This is a genomic window from Mycobacterium colombiense (genome assembly GCF_001953985.1).
Classification (GTDB): Bacteria; Actinomycetota; Actinomycetes; order Mycobacteriales; family Mycobacteriaceae; genus Mycobacterium; species Mycobacterium colombiense_B.
In genome coordinates this window covers 23,142-39,654 of sequence record NZ_MBEI01000046.1, presented here as the reverse complement: position 1 = coordinate 39,654, position 16,513 = coordinate 23,142, and the positions used below count along the sequence as shown (strand labels likewise).

Below are 16,513 nucleotides of genomic sequence, written 5' to 3'. Positions count from 1 at the left end.
CGGGTCAGCCTCGCAGCTCGGTAAGGTCGGCGGCGTCGACGCTGCGGTAGTGCTGGGCCGCACGCACCACCACCGTCAGGAACACCGCGGTGACCGCCACGCCGATGACCACCGCAGTGATGCAGAAATTTTGCAGCACCGGATCGGCCACATTCCCGGCAATCAAATCCCTCTGGGATCTACCTTGCGGCAGCCCCGCCAACACGGGCGCGGTCGATCCCTTGCGGTAGGCCATCGACACCAGCAGCAGGTAGGTCGAGGACTCCATCAGCGACAGGCCGAGAACGATCTTGATTATGTTGCGCCGGGACAGCACCGCGAACAGGCCGAGGCAGAACAACACACCGGCGGTGACGTAGTTGGCGACGATCACGACTCATCCTCGTCGGGCGTCCAGTCATGTCCCATCCCCAGGAGCGCGAACACCGCGATCGTTATGCCGGTAGCAACCTCCACCAGCTCGGCGGCCGAGATCACCTGCAAGGTGCCACCGGCGCGCATTGTCTGCTGGGGAGCCAGCGGCAGCCAATTGTCCAGAAACGAGCCGGTCAGCCACATGCCCACCAGTCCGACGACGACAATGCCTGCAGCACCTACCAATTCGGCGATCTCCAGCGTCGACGGGCGCACCGCAGCGCGTACCGCGCGGTGGCCGAGCGCCGTGTACACCAGCACGATGCACCCGGCCAAGACCACCCCGGCGGGGAACCCGCCACCCGGCGTGTAGCCCGAGGCCGCAAGGTAAACCCCGGCCACCGCGAGGATGACCGCCGCGACGCGCGCGCCGACGCGCACCACCACCGTCATGCCTACTGCCCGTTCGGGTGCCGCTGAGCCGAGCGCGTCGACGTCGGCGCTTTCCGGTGCGGGCGCGTCGTCGCGCTCCTGATCCTCCGCGGCCCGCGCCTCCGTCTCCTGCGCGTCGGGGCCTTCATCGGGGTCGGCCCGCGCTTGCTCGACGCGCCCTGCGCTGGCCTCACCGACAAACTCCGATCGCGGTTCGCGGCCGCGCGACAACACCAGCACCGTCACCACGGCAGCGAGCAACAGAAACGTCTCCCCGAACGTGTCGAATGCCCGGCTGCCGTAGACCACTTCGCTGACCACTTCGGTGGTGCCCCATCGGGGTAGTGCGATGGCCATGGCGTGTCTCGCGATGTCCGGCAAGGGTTTTGCAGCGTCGGGCAACGCGGTGACGCCGATGCCCACAACCGTCGCAAACGCACCCACCAGCACCCCGGACAGCCAGGGGCGATGCCAAGCGGCGCCGCGGGGCAGTCGTTCATCGGACACGGCGCGCACCACCGTCCTCGACTGCCTCACCCAGATCGCCGCGGTCGAATACGTCGGTGCGGATCTTCCCTATCGCGATCAGATACAACACCGGTTGTGCGATCGCGCCGACCACGACGGCGGCCAGCGCGACATCGGGCGCGGCCAACACGACGAATAGCGCTCCCAGGACGGTACCCACCGCCGACAGCGCCATCACCGACCCGGTGAGGCTGCGCAGAAACACCACCAATGCGGCACTGGCCGTCACCAGCGCCAAGGCCAAATAGTCAACCACCCAAAAGGATGTCACCGGCCTCCTCCAGATGTCCGAGGCAGCCGGCCAGGTTGGTCGACGACCGCACCGCGCCACATCGGCACCCCGGTCTTGTACGCCGACCGCGACAGGGCGTGCGCGGCGATGGGGTTGACGAGCAGCAGCAGCACGGCGACCAGTAGTGCCCTGGACCCGTATTCGGTGACAGGGCCCTTGATCGGCACCAGACCGGCAAGAAGCGGTAGGGCACCGGCGGTGATTGTCTTGGAAGAGCATTGAATTCGCGTATAGACATCGGGCATTCGCACGATGCCGATCGCACCGCTGAGCGAAAAGAACACCCCCACAACGCATAAGACGATAATCAACGCGGCGGTCATAGTAGACCCCGCTCGAGGTATCGCGCCCACACCAGCGCACCGAGGTAACTGAACGAGGCCAGCCAGAGGGCCACGTCCAGGTAGATGGTGCGGTCGGCGACTGCGGCGTAGAACAGCACCACAAGCGCGCATTCCGTCGAGATGGTGTTGAGCGCGACCACCCGGTCCGAGACCGACGGTCCGCGCGCCAGTCGGATCAGCAGAATGCAGGCCACCAACAGCAGCGCGACGCATACACCCATCAAGACCCCGGTCATTGACTTCTCCTCTCTCGAGATCGAGCCACGGCGATAACACGCCTTTCGAGCGGCGCGTTCACCGATTCGCGCGCTGGGCCATTCGGAACGGCCATGGCGTGATACTGCAGCTGACGGCGGTCGCGATCGAGGTCGACGAACTGGTTGTCCACCACCAAGGAGGTGAGCAGGCCCGTCGCCGCGAGCTCGCCGTCGGAGCGAGCCTCGGTCGACACGATGACCATGCCCGAATGCAGCGGCCGCGACGGCGACAGAATGCGCCGGGTCAGCGACAGGTTGGCGACCACGATGCGCGCCGCGCAGCTGGCGCCCAACATCCCCAGCGCGACGAGGCGACGCGGCCGTAATGCCGTCCAGGGCCCGACCACCTCGCCGAGCGGTGCGAAAACCAACCCGCAGCCCAGGGCGACCACAGCACCGACAAGCACGTTCTCCACGGTCGCCGTCCAGCTCAGCAGAATCCACACCAAGAAAGCCCAGACAGCCAGCGCCAAAGTCGGCCGCGCACGCATCGCAATGCCCACCTTTCGCCATCCGCGTCGCGGGTCACCAACGACCCAATCGCCACGCATCGCCGGGCTGACGGGGTACCCACCGGCAAGAAGATCAACCGAGGCATACTCGTGCGGGCGAGCTGAGGCCGCGATCGAGCAGGTAACCGCGGCACTTCGGATAACGATTGCGTCACGATCATGATGGCGATTCCCTAAGAGAGCACCCGCTTTTCTTAAAAATCCGGGGATCGCTTGATCGTTCGCTTAGCGAAAGACCCCTGGAGCCGCCCTAGCGGCGCCCTTCGGTCGTCGTCAGCGAACACTGCCACTGTTGGCTTCCGCTACTTTGGATTCCGAGGATCGGGAGCCTCTGGCGAGAGAAATCATTTTCGTTTCGAAGGACAGCAAACATCATGAAAATCAGCAGTATTGTCGCGCGCCGGAAAATTGCCGGGATCAGTGCCGGCTGCTTGCTCGGGGGAATGGCCATGGGCATCGTCGGAGCGCCATCGGCGGCCGCGGCACCCGACTGCAGCCCCGCCGGTGTGAACAACACCGTTTCCTCGGTGCAGGGCTCGGCAGAGCAGTATCTGGCGGCGCACCCGGGCGCCAACCAGGTGGTGACGGCCGCCTACGGGCAGCCGCGGCCGGAGGCCGAATCCAGCCTGCGCGGCTACTTCACCGGCCACCCGCAGGAGTACAACGACCTGCGCGGCATCCTGGCACCGATCGGCGACACCGAACGGCAGTGCAACGTCACCGCCCTGCCGCCCTACCTGGAGTCGGCTTACCAGGAGTTCATGGCCGGCTGATCCCGGTCCGAGACGACCCGCCACAACGCTGTGGCGGGTCGTTTCCACGTCGGCCGTGTTTTTGCACGGTGTGAACAACTTCTCCGGCGGGTAATTGTGCAGTCAGCTACCAGAACTGGAGGACGAGAATGCGGCTGCGCCGTAGCGTGCTGAGCAAGCCGGGTATCACGCGCAAGCGACGCGGTAAAGGCTTCTCCTATTACCGGCCGGACGGCAAAGTGCTGTCCGATCCGGAAACCCTGCAGCGCATCAAGGATCTGGTTATTCCACCGGCCTGGAAGAAGGTCTGGATTTCGCCGTATAGCAACGGCCACATTCAGGCCGTGGGCGTCGACGCCGCCGGCCGTCGGCAGTATCTGTACCACCCCGCCTGGCAGCAGGAACGCGCCGAGGAGAAGTTCGACCGCGTGCTGGAACTGTCCACCCGGCTACCCGCGTGGCGCACCGAGATCGCCAAGGACCTGACGCGGAAGGGCTTGACCCGCAAGCGGGTATTGGCGCTCGCGCTGCGGCTGCTCGATCGCGGCTACTTTCGCGCCGGCGGTGAGCAATACGCCGAGGAAAACGAGTCCTACGGTCTGTCCACCCTGTTGTGTGAGCACGTCGTGGTCCGGCGTGATGCGGTCGAGTTCGATTTTCCGGCCAAAAGCGGGGTCCGGCGCACCGTGGAGATCGAGGACCCCGAAGTGGTCCGGGCGGTGCGCGCGCTGATGCGCCGGCCCGACCGAGGCGATCGACTTCTGGTGTGCCGCACCGCATCCGGCTGGCTCGATGTACGCGCCGATGACCTCAACGACCGATTCAAGCAACTGGTCGGCGACGAATACACCGTCAAGGACCTGCGGACCTGGCATGGGACGGTGCTGGCCGCCGCGGCGTTCGCCGACGCCGACCCGCCGGTGTCGCGCCGCGTCGCCAAGCGCGTCGAATCCGCGGTGATGAAAGAGGTGGCCGAGGAACTGGGCAATACCCCGGCGGTGGCGCGTGGTTCCTACGTGGACCCGCGCGTCGTCACCGGCTACGAGCAGGGACTGACCATCGCCGCCGCGGCGCAGCGCGCCGAACGCGTCCGTAAACCCGATGTGGCCCAGGAGATCCTGGACAAGGCGACCCGCATGCTGATCCGGCGAGTGGCCAAGGGCAACATCGCCGGTGGATCATCTGCGCTGCCCAAGTCGGCCTGAGCAATCCGCCAGCTGAAAACTGGCTGAGAGTCGCCTGACCCGCCGCGTTTCAGCGAATAACAACGGCGAATGCGGGTAATCGGGCTCGTGTGGGAAGTGCCCAAGCCGCCCACGCGGCGGCAGCCTGCATGGGTCACGTCTGTCAGCGGCGTCCGTCATCGGTTGGCCCGCGACTCGACGGCGCTGCCTTGCAGGTGGTTCAAACAATAGCCACACATGCCCATCCGCCAGCACTGAGATCCGTCTGCCGAGGAGGGAAAACATGTCTAAAAAAGAGGTTTCCGACTATCTGCTAGAGCGCTTGCGGGCATGGGGCGTTGAACATGTATTCGGGTACCCCGGCGACGGCATCAACGGGCTGCTCGCGGCGTGGGGCCGCGCGGATAACAAGCCCAAGTTCATCCAGTCGCGCCACGAGGAGATGAGCGCCTTCGAAGCGGTCGGCTACGCGAAATTCACCGGCAGGGTCGGGGTCTGCGCCGCCACGTCCGGACCCGGCGCGATCCACCTGCTCAACGGCCTCTACGACGCGAAACTCGACCATGTTCCGGTGGTGGCCATCGTGGGTCAGACCAACCGCAGCGCAATGGGCGGGAACTATCAGCAGGAGGTCGACCTGTTGACCCTGTTCAAGGACGTCGCCAGCGACTACATCCAAATGGTCACCGTCCCCGAGCAATTGCCGAATGTGCTGGACCGCGCGATCCGGATAGCGATGACGCAGCGGGCGCCGACGGCGCTGATCATCCCCAGCGACGTCCAAGAGCTGCCGTACTCGCCGCCCGAGCACGCGTTCAAGATGGTGCCCTCCAGCCTTGGCATCGAGTACCCGGACATCGCCCCCGACGACACCGCGATCGCCCGCGCGGCCGACGTGCTCAACGCCGGCAAGAAGGTCGCCATCCTGGTGGGCACCGGCGCCCGCGGCGCCCACCAAGAGCTGTCCGAGGTCGCCGACCTGCTCGGTGCGGGCGCGGCGAAGGCGCTGTTGGGCAAGGACGTGCTGTCGGACGAATTGCCTTGGGTCACCGGCTCGATCGGGCTGTTGGGGACCCGCCCGAGCTACGAGATGATGCGCGACTGCGACACGCTGCTGACCGTCGGGTCCAGCTTCCCGTATACGCAGTTCCTGCCGGAATTCGGTCAGGCCCGCGCGGTGCAGATCGACGTCGACGGCCGGATGATCGGCATGCGCTACCCATACGAGGTCAACCTGGTCGCCGACGCGAAAACCGCACTGCGGGCGCTGATCCCGCACCTGCGTCGCAAGGAGGACCGCTCGTGGCGCGAGGGCATCGAGAAGACCGTGGCCCGCTGGTGGGAGACCATGGACAAGGAAGCGATGGTCAGCGCCCACCCGGTCAATCCGCTGCGGCTGTTCTCCGAGCTGTCGCCGCAGTTGCCCGACAATGCCATCGTCACAGCCGATTCCGGCTCGTCGGCCAACTGGTATGCGCGCAACCTGCGTTTCCGCGGCAACATGCGGGGCTCGCTGTCGGGCACGCTGGCCACGATGGGTCCCGGGGTTCCATACGGCATCGGCGCCAAGTTCGGCCACCCGGACCGGCCCGTCATCGTGTTCGCCGGTGACGGCGCCATGCAGATGAACGGCATGGCCGAACTGATCACGATCAAGCGGTATTGGAACGAATGGAAGGACCCCCGCTTGATCATCGCGATCTTGCACAACAACGACCTCAACCAGGTGACCTGGGAAATGCGCGCCATGGCCGGTGCGCCGAAATTCGCTGAGTCCCAGAACCTTCCGGATATCGACTTCGCCGCGTTCGCGGCCAGCCTGGGCCTGAGCGCCGTGGCCATCAAGGATCCGGAGGAATTGTCGGACGCCTGGCGCAAGGCGCTGTCGGCGGATCGTCCCACGGTGCTCGACGTCTACACCGACCCGGACATGCCACCCATCCCGCCGCACGCGACCTGGGAGCAGTTCAAGTCGGCGACCACGGCGGTGCTCTCCGGTGACGAGGATCGCGTGGGCTTCGTCAAGGTCGGCCTGAAGACCAAGGCCCAGGAGTTCTTGCCGCACAAGAAGAGTTGACCCACAGCGGGTCAACTCACCCGCGCCTGCCCAGCCCTGCTGCCGCGCTGCGCAGGTCGTCGACGAACGCCTTGTAGACCTCGTCATGCCGGTCGCTGCGGTCGCGCAACACCGATGAGGGGTGAACCGTCGCCACGAGGGTCGGCTCGGGTGTCAGGTGTACGTCGACGGTTGAGGGCAGCCGCAGTTGTTGGCCGCGCTGGGTGGACACCCGAAATGTTCCTCCCAACAACGACTGTGCGGCGGTAGCACCGAGGCACACGATGACCTGTGGCCGCACCGCCTCGATTTCGGCGATCAGCCAGGGTCGGCAGGCGACCACTTCGGTGCGGCCGGGCTTTTGGTGGATGCGTCGCTTGCCGCCCTTGCGGGTGAACTTGAAGTGCTTGACGGCGTTGGTCTCGTAGACCATCGCCGGGTCGATGCCGGCGTCCTCGAGGGCGCGGGCGAGCAGTCGTCCGGCCGGGCCGACGAACGGTTCGCCGGCGCGGTCCTCTTGGTCGCCGGGCTGCTCGCCCACCAGCATGATCGGGGCGCCGGGGTGCCCATTGCCGAACACCGTTTGGGTGGCATCCTCGAAAAGCGAACAGCCGTGGCAGGTTTCGGCCGCATCGCGCAGCGCGTCGAGGCCGCGCTCCTCTGGGAGGTAGCGGGCGGCCCCGGGTGCGTTCGATGTTGCGGCCATGATGAGACGGAGGGCGTGGGTACCCCCGCTCCCCCACCGAGCGGGGGGACCACGCCTTTGGTTGTGTCAGCCCTTGCCCACGATGGCGTCGCGGGCCCGGTCGAGCATCGCGGCGAACGGACCGGCGGCCAGGTTGGCCACCTGGGATTCGACGCCGGCGTGCGGCCGGGTGGGCGCAATGGCCTCGGCGAGCTTGGCGGCGCGGCCCATGCGCTCGAGCTCTTCGCCGCTCAATTCCTCACCCAGCTTGGCGAATTCGTCGCGCTCCTCGTGCTCGGCGTGGTCGATCACGGCGTCGCGCAGCTTCGTCAATTCGCGAGTGAACTCCTCGCTGTTGACGTCGAGCTTTTCCAGCTTCTGCAGCACGGTCTTGGCTTCGTGCTCTTCGTTCAGCCGCTTGTCCACCACGGTGGTGCCGTTGGAGATCTTGCGCTTGGCGCGGGGGTGAACGACCTCTTCCTCCGCGGTCTCGTGCACGGCGAGCATCCGCCGAAGCTCGACAAAGGCCTCCTCACGGGCCTTCCCGGACGCCGCCAGGGTTTGGGCGAACATCGCCTTGATCTGCTTGTGCTGACTGACGAGGAAGTCGACCACGTCGGTGGGTGACTTGATGGCGGTCGGTGCCACAGTGTGTCCCTCCCATCTACTTGGTTCGGCGCGCGGGGCTGTGCGCGCTCGCTGAATCGGCTACCCGACGATTCCGACCGTCAAACGGGGTGTGGCCGCGTCCGTAGGGGGTATGTCCTGGACAAACAGCGGAAGGAGCACGCGGTCGATGGGCGCCGGAATGGGTCTCCGCGCGGGCCAGCGCACGCGGGTGTTGCTGCGCTGCGGAGTCGTCGGAGCGGTCGCGGCGGCCGCGATAACCATGGGGTGTTCACACCCGGGAGCGTCGTTGGAATCCGAGCCCGATGTCGAACTCTGGCGGGCCGGTGTCGCGTTGCACGAGCCGGTGTGGTCCTACCGCATGCACGCCCTGGTCGCGCTCACCGACGACCATCGGCTGGCCGAGGTCACCGCCGGTGACCGCGGCGGCGATGCCAAGACAAGGTTCTCCGCACCCATGGCGTCCGGACGCAATCTGCAGATCAGCCGGAAAGACGAGGGTGACGTCTTCGTGCCGCAGCCCGAGCGCGGCAGGGTGGCCGTTGTCGACCTGGAAAGTCTGCGCCAGGTCAACGATTTCGACGCCGGACCGGCCCCGGCCTACCTGTCCGAGGACGCGGGATTGCGGATGCTGCTGGCGCTGTCGTCGGATGGAAAGGCCGTGACGCCGGTGGATCAGTATGGCTACCGCAAGCTGCCCACCGCGGTCACCGACACCAGCGCCGACACCATCGACGGCGCGAACCGCGGCCGCAAGCTCGACTACCACCTGTTCGGATCGTCGGGCATCCGCCACTTCCAGGGGACGTCCTCGCCTGCGGCGCAACGCGGGTCACTGGACTTCAACGTTGCGGTCTCGGCCGGTGACGGCACCGCGGTGACCCGCAGCTATGTCGCCGGCCGCGACGACAACACGCTGCATGCGATCGACTCCCGCCGCGGCGGACAGGGATTGGAGGAGCTGGCCAGCACTCGGTTACCCTCGCCGATCCGCGAACTCGGCACCGACGACACCAGGATCTACGCCGCCACCGACCACGAGCTGGTGACGCTCGAAACGGCAAGCTTCACCGGCTTTCCGGACGGGCGAATCTCCGTGCTCCGCAGCATCGACTACCGGGCGGGGCTGCCGGCCGATGCCCGGGCGGCCGAACTCTCGGGCATGGCCGTCGGGCCGCATCGGGTCTACCTGACCTTCGCGCACGCGCCCTACGTGGTCAGCGTCGCCAAGCCACGGCTGTGACGGTCTCGGTTTAGAGGAGGGCCCTCGTCGGCTACATTTCGGGCAGGTTCGCCGGTAAGGAGGCACTGGGGTGACCAACCCGCAGGACCCGTATTGGCAAAACCCGCTGAGCTATGACCCGCTCGGCCGCGTCCCGCCTCCCGACCTGGAACCGCCCACCGAGCAGCCGGCCGCCATGCAGCCGCCGCCGTTCACGCCGCCGCCCGCTCCCGCGCCCTACCGCCCGCCGGTCAACACCCTGGCGACGCTGTCGCTGGTTTTCGCGTTCCTGTTCGCGCCCGTGGGAGCGATTCTCGGACATCTCGGGCTTGCGCAGATCCGCCGCACCGGCGAACTCGGCCGGGACCGTGCCCTGGTGGGCGTGACGCTGTCGTACATCTTCATCATGTTGGCGGTCGTCGCCCTGGCCGGGTGGGCCACGCTTTCCGGTTCGACCTCGTCACACCGGGCCTCGCCCGGCTCCAGTTCCGCCGCCGGACCCCCGCCCCCCACGGTCCCGCCGGAGACCATCGCCACGCTGCTGCCCGGGCTCGACGCGCTGCGCAACATCACCGCCGACGCGAACCTCGACGTCGGCCCGACGTGGAACAGCCCGGGCCGTTCCCCGGATGACGGCAGCATCGACCGCCCGGAGTGCTGGGAAAGCATCGCCGCAGGCAGCCCGGATGCCTACACCCCAGGGGCGCTGGCCGGATATCACGCCGGGGAGTTCACCGACACGCGCAGCATGATGAAGTCCATGCAGGTCATCCAGGGCGTGGCGGCGTTCCGCGATCCGGGCGCGGCCCAGGCGCAACTGGGCACCCTACTGTCGGGCTGGCACAAGTGCGGCGGCTCGACCGTCACCGTGAGCGCTCCCGGCGGGCAGCCGATCCCGATGTCGGTGAGCGCGCCCGCCGACGCCGGCAACGGCATCACCACCCTGGACCTGACGCCCAAGGGGATCCAGGTGCGCTCGGCACGGGCGATCGCCGCCAAGGCGAACGTCGTCATCGACCTGAACGTGTCCGCCAGCGGCACCACGGACAGCGCGCCACCCCGCGCGGCGGCGGTCAGCATCGCCAACTACATCCTCGGCAAGATTCCAGGCTGAGCGACCCACACGGATCGGCGGCTGGCTGCGGGGCCCATGCGTGGCGACCCGCTGCGCCCGGCCCGCCGCGCTTGCGATCGCCACTAGGCTGAATGCGTGGCGACCCGCTGCGCCCGGCCCGCCGCGCTTGCGATCGCCACTAGGCTGAGCGCATGAAATTCGTCGACGTCGACGGGGTCGGCCGGGTCAGCCGAATCGGCCTGGGCACCTGGCAGTTCGGTTCACGCGAGTGGGGTTACGGGGACAGCTACGCCGCCGGCGCCGCGGGCGACATCGTGCGCCGCGCCCGCGCCCTGGGGGTGACGCTGTTCGACACCGCCGAGGTCTACGGCCTGGGCAAGAGCGAGCGGATCCTGGGCGAGGCCCTCGGCGACGAGCGCGCCGACGTCGCGGTGGCCAGCAAGATCATGCCGGTCGCCCCCTTCCCCGCCGTCGTCAAGCAGCGCTTCCGCGCCAGCGCGCAGCGGCTGGGCCTGGACCGCATCCCCCTGTACCAGATTCACCAGCCCAACCCGGTGTTTCCCGATTCGGTGATCATGCCGGGCATGCGCGACCTGCTGGAACGCGGCAAGATCGGCGCGGCCGGCGTCTCGAACTATTCGCTGCAGCGGTGGCAGAAGGCCGACGCCGCGCTCGGCCGGCCGGTGATCAGCAACCAGGTGCACTTCTCGCTCGCCTACCCGAAGGCGCTGAAGAACCTGGTGCCGTTCGCCGAGCGGGAGAACCGCATCGTGATCGCCTACAGCCCGCTGGAACAGGGTCTGCTGGGCGGCAAATACGGTGTCGACAACCGTCCGGGCGGCGTCCGCGCGGTGAACTCGCTGTTCGGCACGGAGAACCTGCGCCGCGTCGAGCCGATGCTGCAACTCTTGCGCGACGTCGCGAAGGACGTCGACGCCAAGCCGGCGCAGGTGGCGCTGGCCTGGCTGATCAGCTACCCGGGCGTGGTGGCCATTCCCGGCGCGTCCAGCGTCGAGCAGCTCGAGTTCAACGTCGCCGCGGCCGACATCGAACTGCCCACCGCATCGCGCGACGCGCTCACCGAGGCGGCCCTGGCCTTCCGGCCCACGTCGGCGGCGCGCTTCCTCACCGACCTGGCCAAGGAGAAAATCGGCCGCGCTTAAGACTGGTTGGCCTCGGCGAATGCGGCGGGGCTGGCCGGCGCGCCGCGGGCCACCACCAACGGCATCGACGTCGAGGCGTTGGTGCGCAGGATGGTGTGCACGACGTCGATGAGGTCCTCGACGGGCATCAGCTTGCCGGGCATGCAGCCGCGCGACGACCACAACGGGACCGCCTTCATCGCGAGGTCCATGTCCCAGCCCTCGTTCATGCCGGTCTGGCCGTCGCCTTCGCCGCCCGCGCACTCCCCGACGATCAGGTTGGTGAAGCCGATGTCGGAGTGTTCGGCCCGCCACGCTTCCACGAGCCGTTCCAGGGCGGCCTTGCTGACGCCGTACGCGCCCAGCCCCGGCCACGGCGGCCCGAAGGTGCCGGCGTCGGAGGACAGGTACACGGCCTTGCCGGCCGACGCGGTCAGGTGTGGCACCGCCGCGGCCGTCACCAGCGACGCGCCGATGACGTTGGTGTCGAAGATGCGCCGCCACGTGTCGGCGTCGGTGTCCACCATGCGGACCAGCGGCCCGACGGCGGGCGTGTAGACGATGTTGTCGATGCCGCCGAGCCCTTCGGCGGCACGGTCGATGGCCGAGCGGCAGGACGCCTGGTCGGTGACGTCGCATTCGATCGCGATGGCGTTCGCGCCGGCATCCTTGGCCGCGGCCTCGATGCGCTCCCGGCGCCGGGCCAACAACGCGACCTGATCACCGCGCTTCGCAAGGCCGACACCTATGCAACGCCCCAACCCGCTCGAGGCACCGACCACCACTGTCCTTGACATTTTCGCCCTCTCTTGTAACGCAAGACGCTGTCGCGAGAAACCTACCGGATTGACGCGTCGCGTGGTGATCGGTCGGCCGCTTAATTCGGAACGACGGTATTCCGCTCGCCCGACTTGGCTCGGTACATGGCCTCGTCCGCTCGCGCCGTGACGGTGTCGACGGACTCGGCGGAGCGTGCAAGCGTGGCGCCGATGCTCAAGGTCGCGCGAATCGTGTTGCCGGACAAGTGGATCGGCTCACCGACACGAGAGCGGATCTTTTCGGCGATCTGGGTGAGCTCGGCGCTGCTGCTGACACCGGGTAACAGCACCAGCATTTCGTCGCCGCCTGTCCGCCCGACCGTGTCGCCGCGGCGAACGCTCGCCCGGATACGGGCGGCAAGCGTCGCGAGCACGAAGTCCCCCATGCCGTGCCCCCACGTGTCGTTGATCGCCTTGAAGTGGTCGACGTCGCAGAACAGGACGCCGACGTGTGTCCCGGCGGGCTGCGGTTCGCCCAGCGCGCACTCGAGCCTGCTGAGCGCCTCGGCCCGGTTCACCAGCCCGGTCAGGGTGTCGAATCGCGCCAACCGTTCCAGCCGCTGTTCCGCCTCGACCTGATCATCGACCACGCGTAGCGCCGCGATCAGCCCATCGGTGTTGCCCTCGGCGTCGGTGTAGGGCTTTCCGTGACCGTCGAGCCAGTGGTAATCGCCGTCGACCGAACACACCCTGAACCGTTGCAGAACCTGTTCGCCGCCAACGATCCTGCGGACGGCGGCGACGAGTTTGTCACGATCCTCGGGATGGATGCGACGGGCGAAACCCGAGCGGGTCCATCGCTCAAGCGGCCCGCCCAACGCAGCTTCCGCAGATGGCGAAACCCACACAACCTCGTCATCGCGGAGGTGAACGATGATGTCGACGGCGTTATCGGCGAGAATGCGATACCGCATCTCGGCCTCGGCGCGCTGGGCGCTGGCCAGTTCCTTCGCGATCAGCAGCTGCTGCTCTCGCTGGCTGAAATAGAACGTGACCACGCCCATGACCGCGGTCCCAAACAGGATCGAGAACGTCCACTCGGCATGCTCACCGAGACCGAGCTGCAGGAAAATTGGCCTCGCCAGGGCGACGAGCAGCGGAAATCCGGCGAGGATACCGACCAACCGCACCAGTGACCGCCGGTCGGGTCGGGCTAACAGCCACGCGAGCGGAAGCCGGTCGGGACGTGCCAGCGATGTTGCAGCGACGAGCAGCAGTAGAGCCAAGGCCGACAAGAACGCCTGACCCTTCGACGGCGAGACACCAACCAGTGCCAGCGCGTCGAACAGGTAGGCCGCGACGGTGACGAACGGGATGACCGCAGCACCCGCGATGCACAGAGGCCAGACCACGCGGGCCCGACGATCCACCCGTATCAACGCGACGGCGGTCGCCAAAGGCACCGCGGACAACGCGGTTTGAACGCTCGGCCGCCCCGGCCAGGACCACTGGTACCTGCCGACCGCATCGCCAAACCAAACCCGGTCGAAGCTGAATGAGCTGACGCACATGTACTCGGCAAGGACGATCACGGCAAAAACGCCCACGGCCGCGGCCAGGCCGCGCCCGGCCCAAATGCGTTCGCGGGACGGACGCCCCCACTGCGCCAGAATCGCCGCGGCCAGCGCGGCCAGCCATAGGGCGGTCCACGGCATCATCTGCGGCCAGGTGGGATAGACCCGCGTCAGCCGCTCGATATCAGCCGTCCAACCCACCCATGTCGACGCCGCGACGGCGAGGACGACGATGACGGCGGCGCGACCGCCCCACGCCATCGCGGCTCCCACGCGCGTGTCGAAGCCGGGCCTGTGCATCGGCTGTCCCTTCGTTCCCGGCAGTCGGGGCGCGGCCGCGGCATTGGCGGCATCGACGCGGCAACAATACTGTGCGCAAAAGCTAACCGATGTCGCCTATTCGGCGCGAGCAATCCGCTCGATCCGCAGAAACGGGGGGATGCCGCCACAGACGCGGCTATGGGTGTCGCGAAAGGCTAGTCCGAGGGAAGGGCCTGAAGCACCACGGCGGTGTGCGCGTCCACGGTGAAGGTGCCTCCCCCGGGCACCTCGTCGGCCGGCGTGGCCTCTTCGGGTCCGGTGAAGACCACAATCCGCCACGAGGCACCGAATTCTTTTGGCGGCAGCGTGAATTCGATCGGCTCGTAGTGGGCGTTGAAGCACAGCAGGAAGGAGTCGTCTAGCATCCGCTGTCCCCGCGCATCGCGGTCGGGGATGCCGTGACCGTTGAGGAACACGGTGACCGATTTGGCGAATCCGGCGCCCCAGTCCTCGTCGGTCATCTCCGCGCCCTCGGGGGTGAACCAGGCGATGTCGGGCAGCCCGTCCTGACCCCGGCGGCCCAGTGGCTTGCCGGAGAAGAACCGGCGCCTGCGGAACACCGGATGCTCGGCGCGCAGCGCCGACACCGTCCGGGTGAATTCCATCAATCCGGCGTCGGCGCTGGACCAGTCGATCCAGGTGAGCTCGTTGTCCTGGCAGTAGCCGTTGTTGTTGCCGTTCTGGGTGCGGCCGAGCTCGTCGCCGTGGCAGATCATCGGCACGCCCTGGGACAACAGCAGGGTGGTCAGGAAGTTGCGCTGCTGGCGGGCGCGCAGCTGGTTGACCTCCGCATCGTCGGTCGGCCCCTCCACACCGCAGTTCCAGGACCGGTTGTGGCTTTCGCCGTCGTTGTTGTCCTCGCCGTTCGCCTCGTTGTGCTTCTCGTTGTAGGACACCAGGTCGCGCAGCGTGAAACCGTCGTGGGCGATGACGAAGTTGATCGACGCCACCGGCCGCCGCGCGGTGTGCTCGTAGAGGTCGGCCGATCCGGTGAGCCGGTAGGCGAACTCGTCGAGGGTGGCGGGCTCGCCGCGCCAGAAGTCGCGGACGGTGTCGCGGTACTTGCCGTTCCACTCCGTCCACTGCGGTGGGAAGTTGCCCACCTGGTATCCGCCCGGGCCGACGTCCCACGGCTCGGCGATCAGCTTGACCTGGCTGACCGTCGGATCCTGTTGCACGAGTTCGAAAAACGTCGCGAGGCGATCGACGTCGTAGAATTCGCGGGCCAGCGTGGCGGCCAGGTCGAAGCGGAAGCCGTCGACGTGCATCTCGGTCACCCAGTAGCGCAGCGAGTCCATGATCAGCTGCAGCGCGTGCGGGTGTCCGACGTTGAGGCTGTTGCCGGTGCCGGTGTAGTCCATGTAGTACTGCTTGTCATCTTCGACCAGCCGGTAATAGGCGGCATTGTCGATGCCGCGCATCGACAGGGTCGGGCCCAGGTGGTTGCCCTCCGCCGTGTGGTTGTAGACCACGTCGAGGATGACCTCGATGTCCGCTTCGTGCAGCGAGCGCACCATGGCCTTGAACTCCTGCACCTGCCCGCCCGGCGTCGTGGCGCTGGAGTACTTGAAGTCGGGCGCGAAGAAGCCAATCGTGTTGTAGCCCCAGTAGTTCGACAGCCCTTTGTCGACCAGGGTGGAATCGTTGGCGAAGTGGTGCACCGGCATCAGTTCGATGGCCGTGACGCCGAGGCTCTTGAGGTGCTCGATGATCACCGGGTGCGCAACCGCGGAGTAGGTGCCGCGCAGCTGCTCGGGGATGTCGGGATGGGTTTGGGTCAGACCCTTGACGTGCGCCTCGTAGACGACGGTGTCGGCGTAGTGACGGTCCGGCGGCCGGTCGTTGCCCCAGTCGAAGTAGGGATTGATCACCACCGACTTGGGCATGCTGGCGGCCGAGTCGTCGTCGTTGCGGCTGTCGGGGTCGCCGAAGTTGTAGCTGAACAGCGACTGGTTCCACTCGAACGAGCCGTCGATAGCTTTCGAATACGGGTCGACCAGCAGCTTGTTCGGGTTGCAGCGCTGCCCCGCGGCAGGGTCGTAGGGACCGTGCACGCGGTAGCCGTAGCGCTGACCCGGTTCGATGTTGGGGATGTACGCGTGCCAGATGAAGCCGTCGACCTCGGGCAGCGGCACGCGGCTCTCGGCGCCCTCGGCGTCGAACAGGCACAGCTCCACCCGCTCAGCCACCTCGCTGAACACGGCGAAATTGGTGCCCGCGCCGTCGTAGGTCGCGCCCAGCGGGTAGGCCCTACCCGGCCACACCTCTCCGGTGGGCGTGGGAGCGAGAGCATCTGCGGTGGTCATGGCGCTTTCAATACCCTGCCTACATGGCCGTCAAACTGTGCGCCGCGTCCCTTATTGCCGGGGCTAACCGGAAAGCTTTGGGGCATAGCCGA

Annotated in this window: 17 protein-coding genes; 6 read left to right on the top strand and 11 right to left on the bottom strand. The window is 67.2% G+C overall.

Annotation, left to right across the window (positions count from 1 at the left end):
• Window positions 1–4: 4 nt before the first annotated feature.
• The 6 genes from A5732_RS10285 to A5732_RS10260 are packed head-to-tail and all read right to left on the bottom strand — an operon-like array spanning window position 5 to window position 2,698.
• Entirely contained in the window at window positions 5–373 is a 369-nt protein-coding gene (locus A5732_RS10285) for a sodium:proton antiporter (RefSeq protein ID WP_076102128.1), read from the bottom strand.
• Complete coding sequence (locus tag A5732_RS10280; RefSeq protein ID WP_076102220.1) at window positions 370–1,293, bottom strand: MnhB domain-containing protein; 924 nt, start codon at window positions 1,291–1,293, stop codon at window positions 370–372. Before A5732_RS10280 ends, A5732_RS10285 begins: the two co-directional genes overlap by 4 nt.
• Complete coding sequence (locus tag A5732_RS10275) at window positions 1,283–1,585, bottom strand: hydrogenase subunit MbhD domain-containing protein (protein WP_076052534.1); 303 nt, start codon at window positions 1,583–1,585, stop codon at window positions 1,283–1,285. The genes A5732_RS10280 and A5732_RS10275 overlap by 11 nt, the downstream gene beginning before the upstream one ends.
• Window positions 1,582–1,929 carry a monovalent cation/H(+) antiporter subunit G gene (gene mnhG / locus A5732_RS10270; protein ID WP_253189039.1) on the bottom strand — a complete coding sequence of 116 codons (348 nt, stop codon included), beginning with the start codon at window positions 1,927–1,929 and terminating at the stop codon, window positions 1,582–1,584. Before mnhG ends, A5732_RS10275 begins: the two co-directional genes overlap by 4 nt.
• Window positions 1,926–2,186, bottom strand: coding sequence for a monovalent cation/H+ antiporter complex subunit F (locus A5732_RS10265; RefSeq protein ID WP_076102127.1), 261 nt, complete (start codon window positions 2,184–2,186; stop codon window positions 1,926–1,928). The genes mnhG and A5732_RS10265 overlap by 4 nt, the downstream gene beginning before the upstream one ends.
• Entirely contained in the window at window positions 2,183–2,698 is a 516-nt protein-coding gene (locus tag A5732_RS10260; protein ID WP_253189038.1) for a Na+/H+ antiporter subunit E, read from the bottom strand. Before A5732_RS10260 ends, A5732_RS10265 begins: the two co-directional genes overlap by 4 nt.
• Before the next feature lie 395 nt (window positions 2,699–3,093).
• On the opposite strand from A5732_RS10260, the gene A5732_RS10255 reads away from it, so the two are divergent.
• From A5732_RS10255 to A5732_RS10245, 3 genes are all read left to right on the top strand, one after another.
• Entirely contained in the window at window positions 3,094–3,492 is a 399-nt protein-coding gene (locus tag A5732_RS10255; RefSeq protein WP_076052530.1) for a heme-binding protein, read from the top strand.
• Window positions 3,493–3,620: 128 nt separating this feature from the next.
• A complete protein-coding gene (locus A5732_RS10250) occupies window positions 3,621–4,676 on the top strand; it encodes a DNA topoisomerase IB (RefSeq protein WP_076052529.1) in 1,056 nt (351 codons plus the stop codon).
• A gap of 262 nt (window positions 4,677–4,938) precedes the next feature.
• Window positions 4,939–6,732, top strand: a complete 1,794-nt coding sequence (locus tag A5732_RS10245; protein ID WP_076052528.1) for a thiamine pyrophosphate-requiring protein — start codon at window positions 4,939–4,941, stop codon at window positions 6,730–6,732.
• Between the two features lie 16 nt (window positions 6,733–6,748).
• On the opposite strand, the gene A5732_RS10240 is transcribed toward A5732_RS10245, so the two are convergent.
• The gene (locus A5732_RS10240) at window positions 6,749–7,417 is read right to left on the bottom strand and encodes a UdgX family uracil-DNA binding protein (RefSeq protein WP_076052527.1); all 669 of its coding nucleotides are present in this window, start codon (window positions 7,415–7,417) and stop codon (window positions 6,749–6,751) included.
• A gap of 66 nt (window positions 7,418–7,483) precedes the next feature.
• A complete protein-coding gene (locus tag A5732_RS10235) occupies window positions 7,484–8,044 on the bottom strand; it encodes a hemerythrin domain-containing protein (RefSeq protein WP_076052526.1) in 561 nt (186 codons plus the stop codon).
• Between the two features lie 160 nt (window positions 8,045–8,204).
• On the opposite strand from A5732_RS10235, the gene A5732_RS10230 reads away from it, so the two are divergent.
• The 3 genes from A5732_RS10230 to A5732_RS10220 all read left to right on the top strand — a co-directional run bounded on the left by A5732_RS10230 (window position 8,205) and on the right by A5732_RS10220 (window position 11,483).
• On the top strand, window positions 8,205–9,266 hold the full coding sequence (locus A5732_RS10230; protein WP_081396021.1) for a hypothetical protein: 1,062 nt from the start codon (window positions 8,205–8,207) through the stop codon (window positions 9,264–9,266).
• Between the two features lie 70 nt (window positions 9,267–9,336).
• Entirely contained in the window at window positions 9,337–10,359 is a 1,023-nt protein-coding gene (locus A5732_RS10225; protein WP_076102124.1) for a sensor domain-containing protein, read from the top strand.
• 152 nt (window positions 10,360–10,511) lie between these two features.
• On the top strand, window positions 10,512–11,483 hold the full coding sequence (locus A5732_RS10220; RefSeq protein ID WP_076102123.1) for an aldo/keto reductase: 972 nt from the start codon (window positions 10,512–10,514) through the stop codon (window positions 11,481–11,483).
• On the opposite strand, the gene A5732_RS10215 is transcribed toward A5732_RS10220, so the two are convergent.
• The 3 genes from A5732_RS10215 to glgX all read right to left on the bottom strand — a co-directional run bounded on the left by A5732_RS10215 (window position 11,480) and on the right by glgX (window position 16,421).
• On the bottom strand, window positions 11,480–12,247 hold the full coding sequence (locus tag A5732_RS10215; RefSeq protein ID WP_081396020.1) for an SDR family oxidoreductase: 768 nt from the start codon (window positions 12,245–12,247) through the stop codon (window positions 11,480–11,482). The two genes, A5732_RS10220 and A5732_RS10215, sit on opposite strands and share 4 nt — an antisense overlap.
• Before the next feature lie 92 nt (window positions 12,248–12,339).
• Complete coding sequence (locus tag A5732_RS10210) at window positions 12,340–14,094, bottom strand: sensor domain-containing diguanylate cyclase (RefSeq protein ID WP_076052522.1); 1,755 nt, start codon at window positions 14,092–14,094, stop codon at window positions 12,340–12,342.
• A 176-nt stretch (window positions 14,095–14,270) separates the two neighbouring features.
• Window positions 14,271–16,421, bottom strand: coding sequence for a glycogen debranching protein GlgX (glgX, locus tag A5732_RS10205; RefSeq protein WP_076102122.1), 2,151 nt, complete (start codon window positions 16,419–16,421; stop codon window positions 14,271–14,273).
• Window positions 16,422–16,513 lie beyond the last annotated feature (92 nt).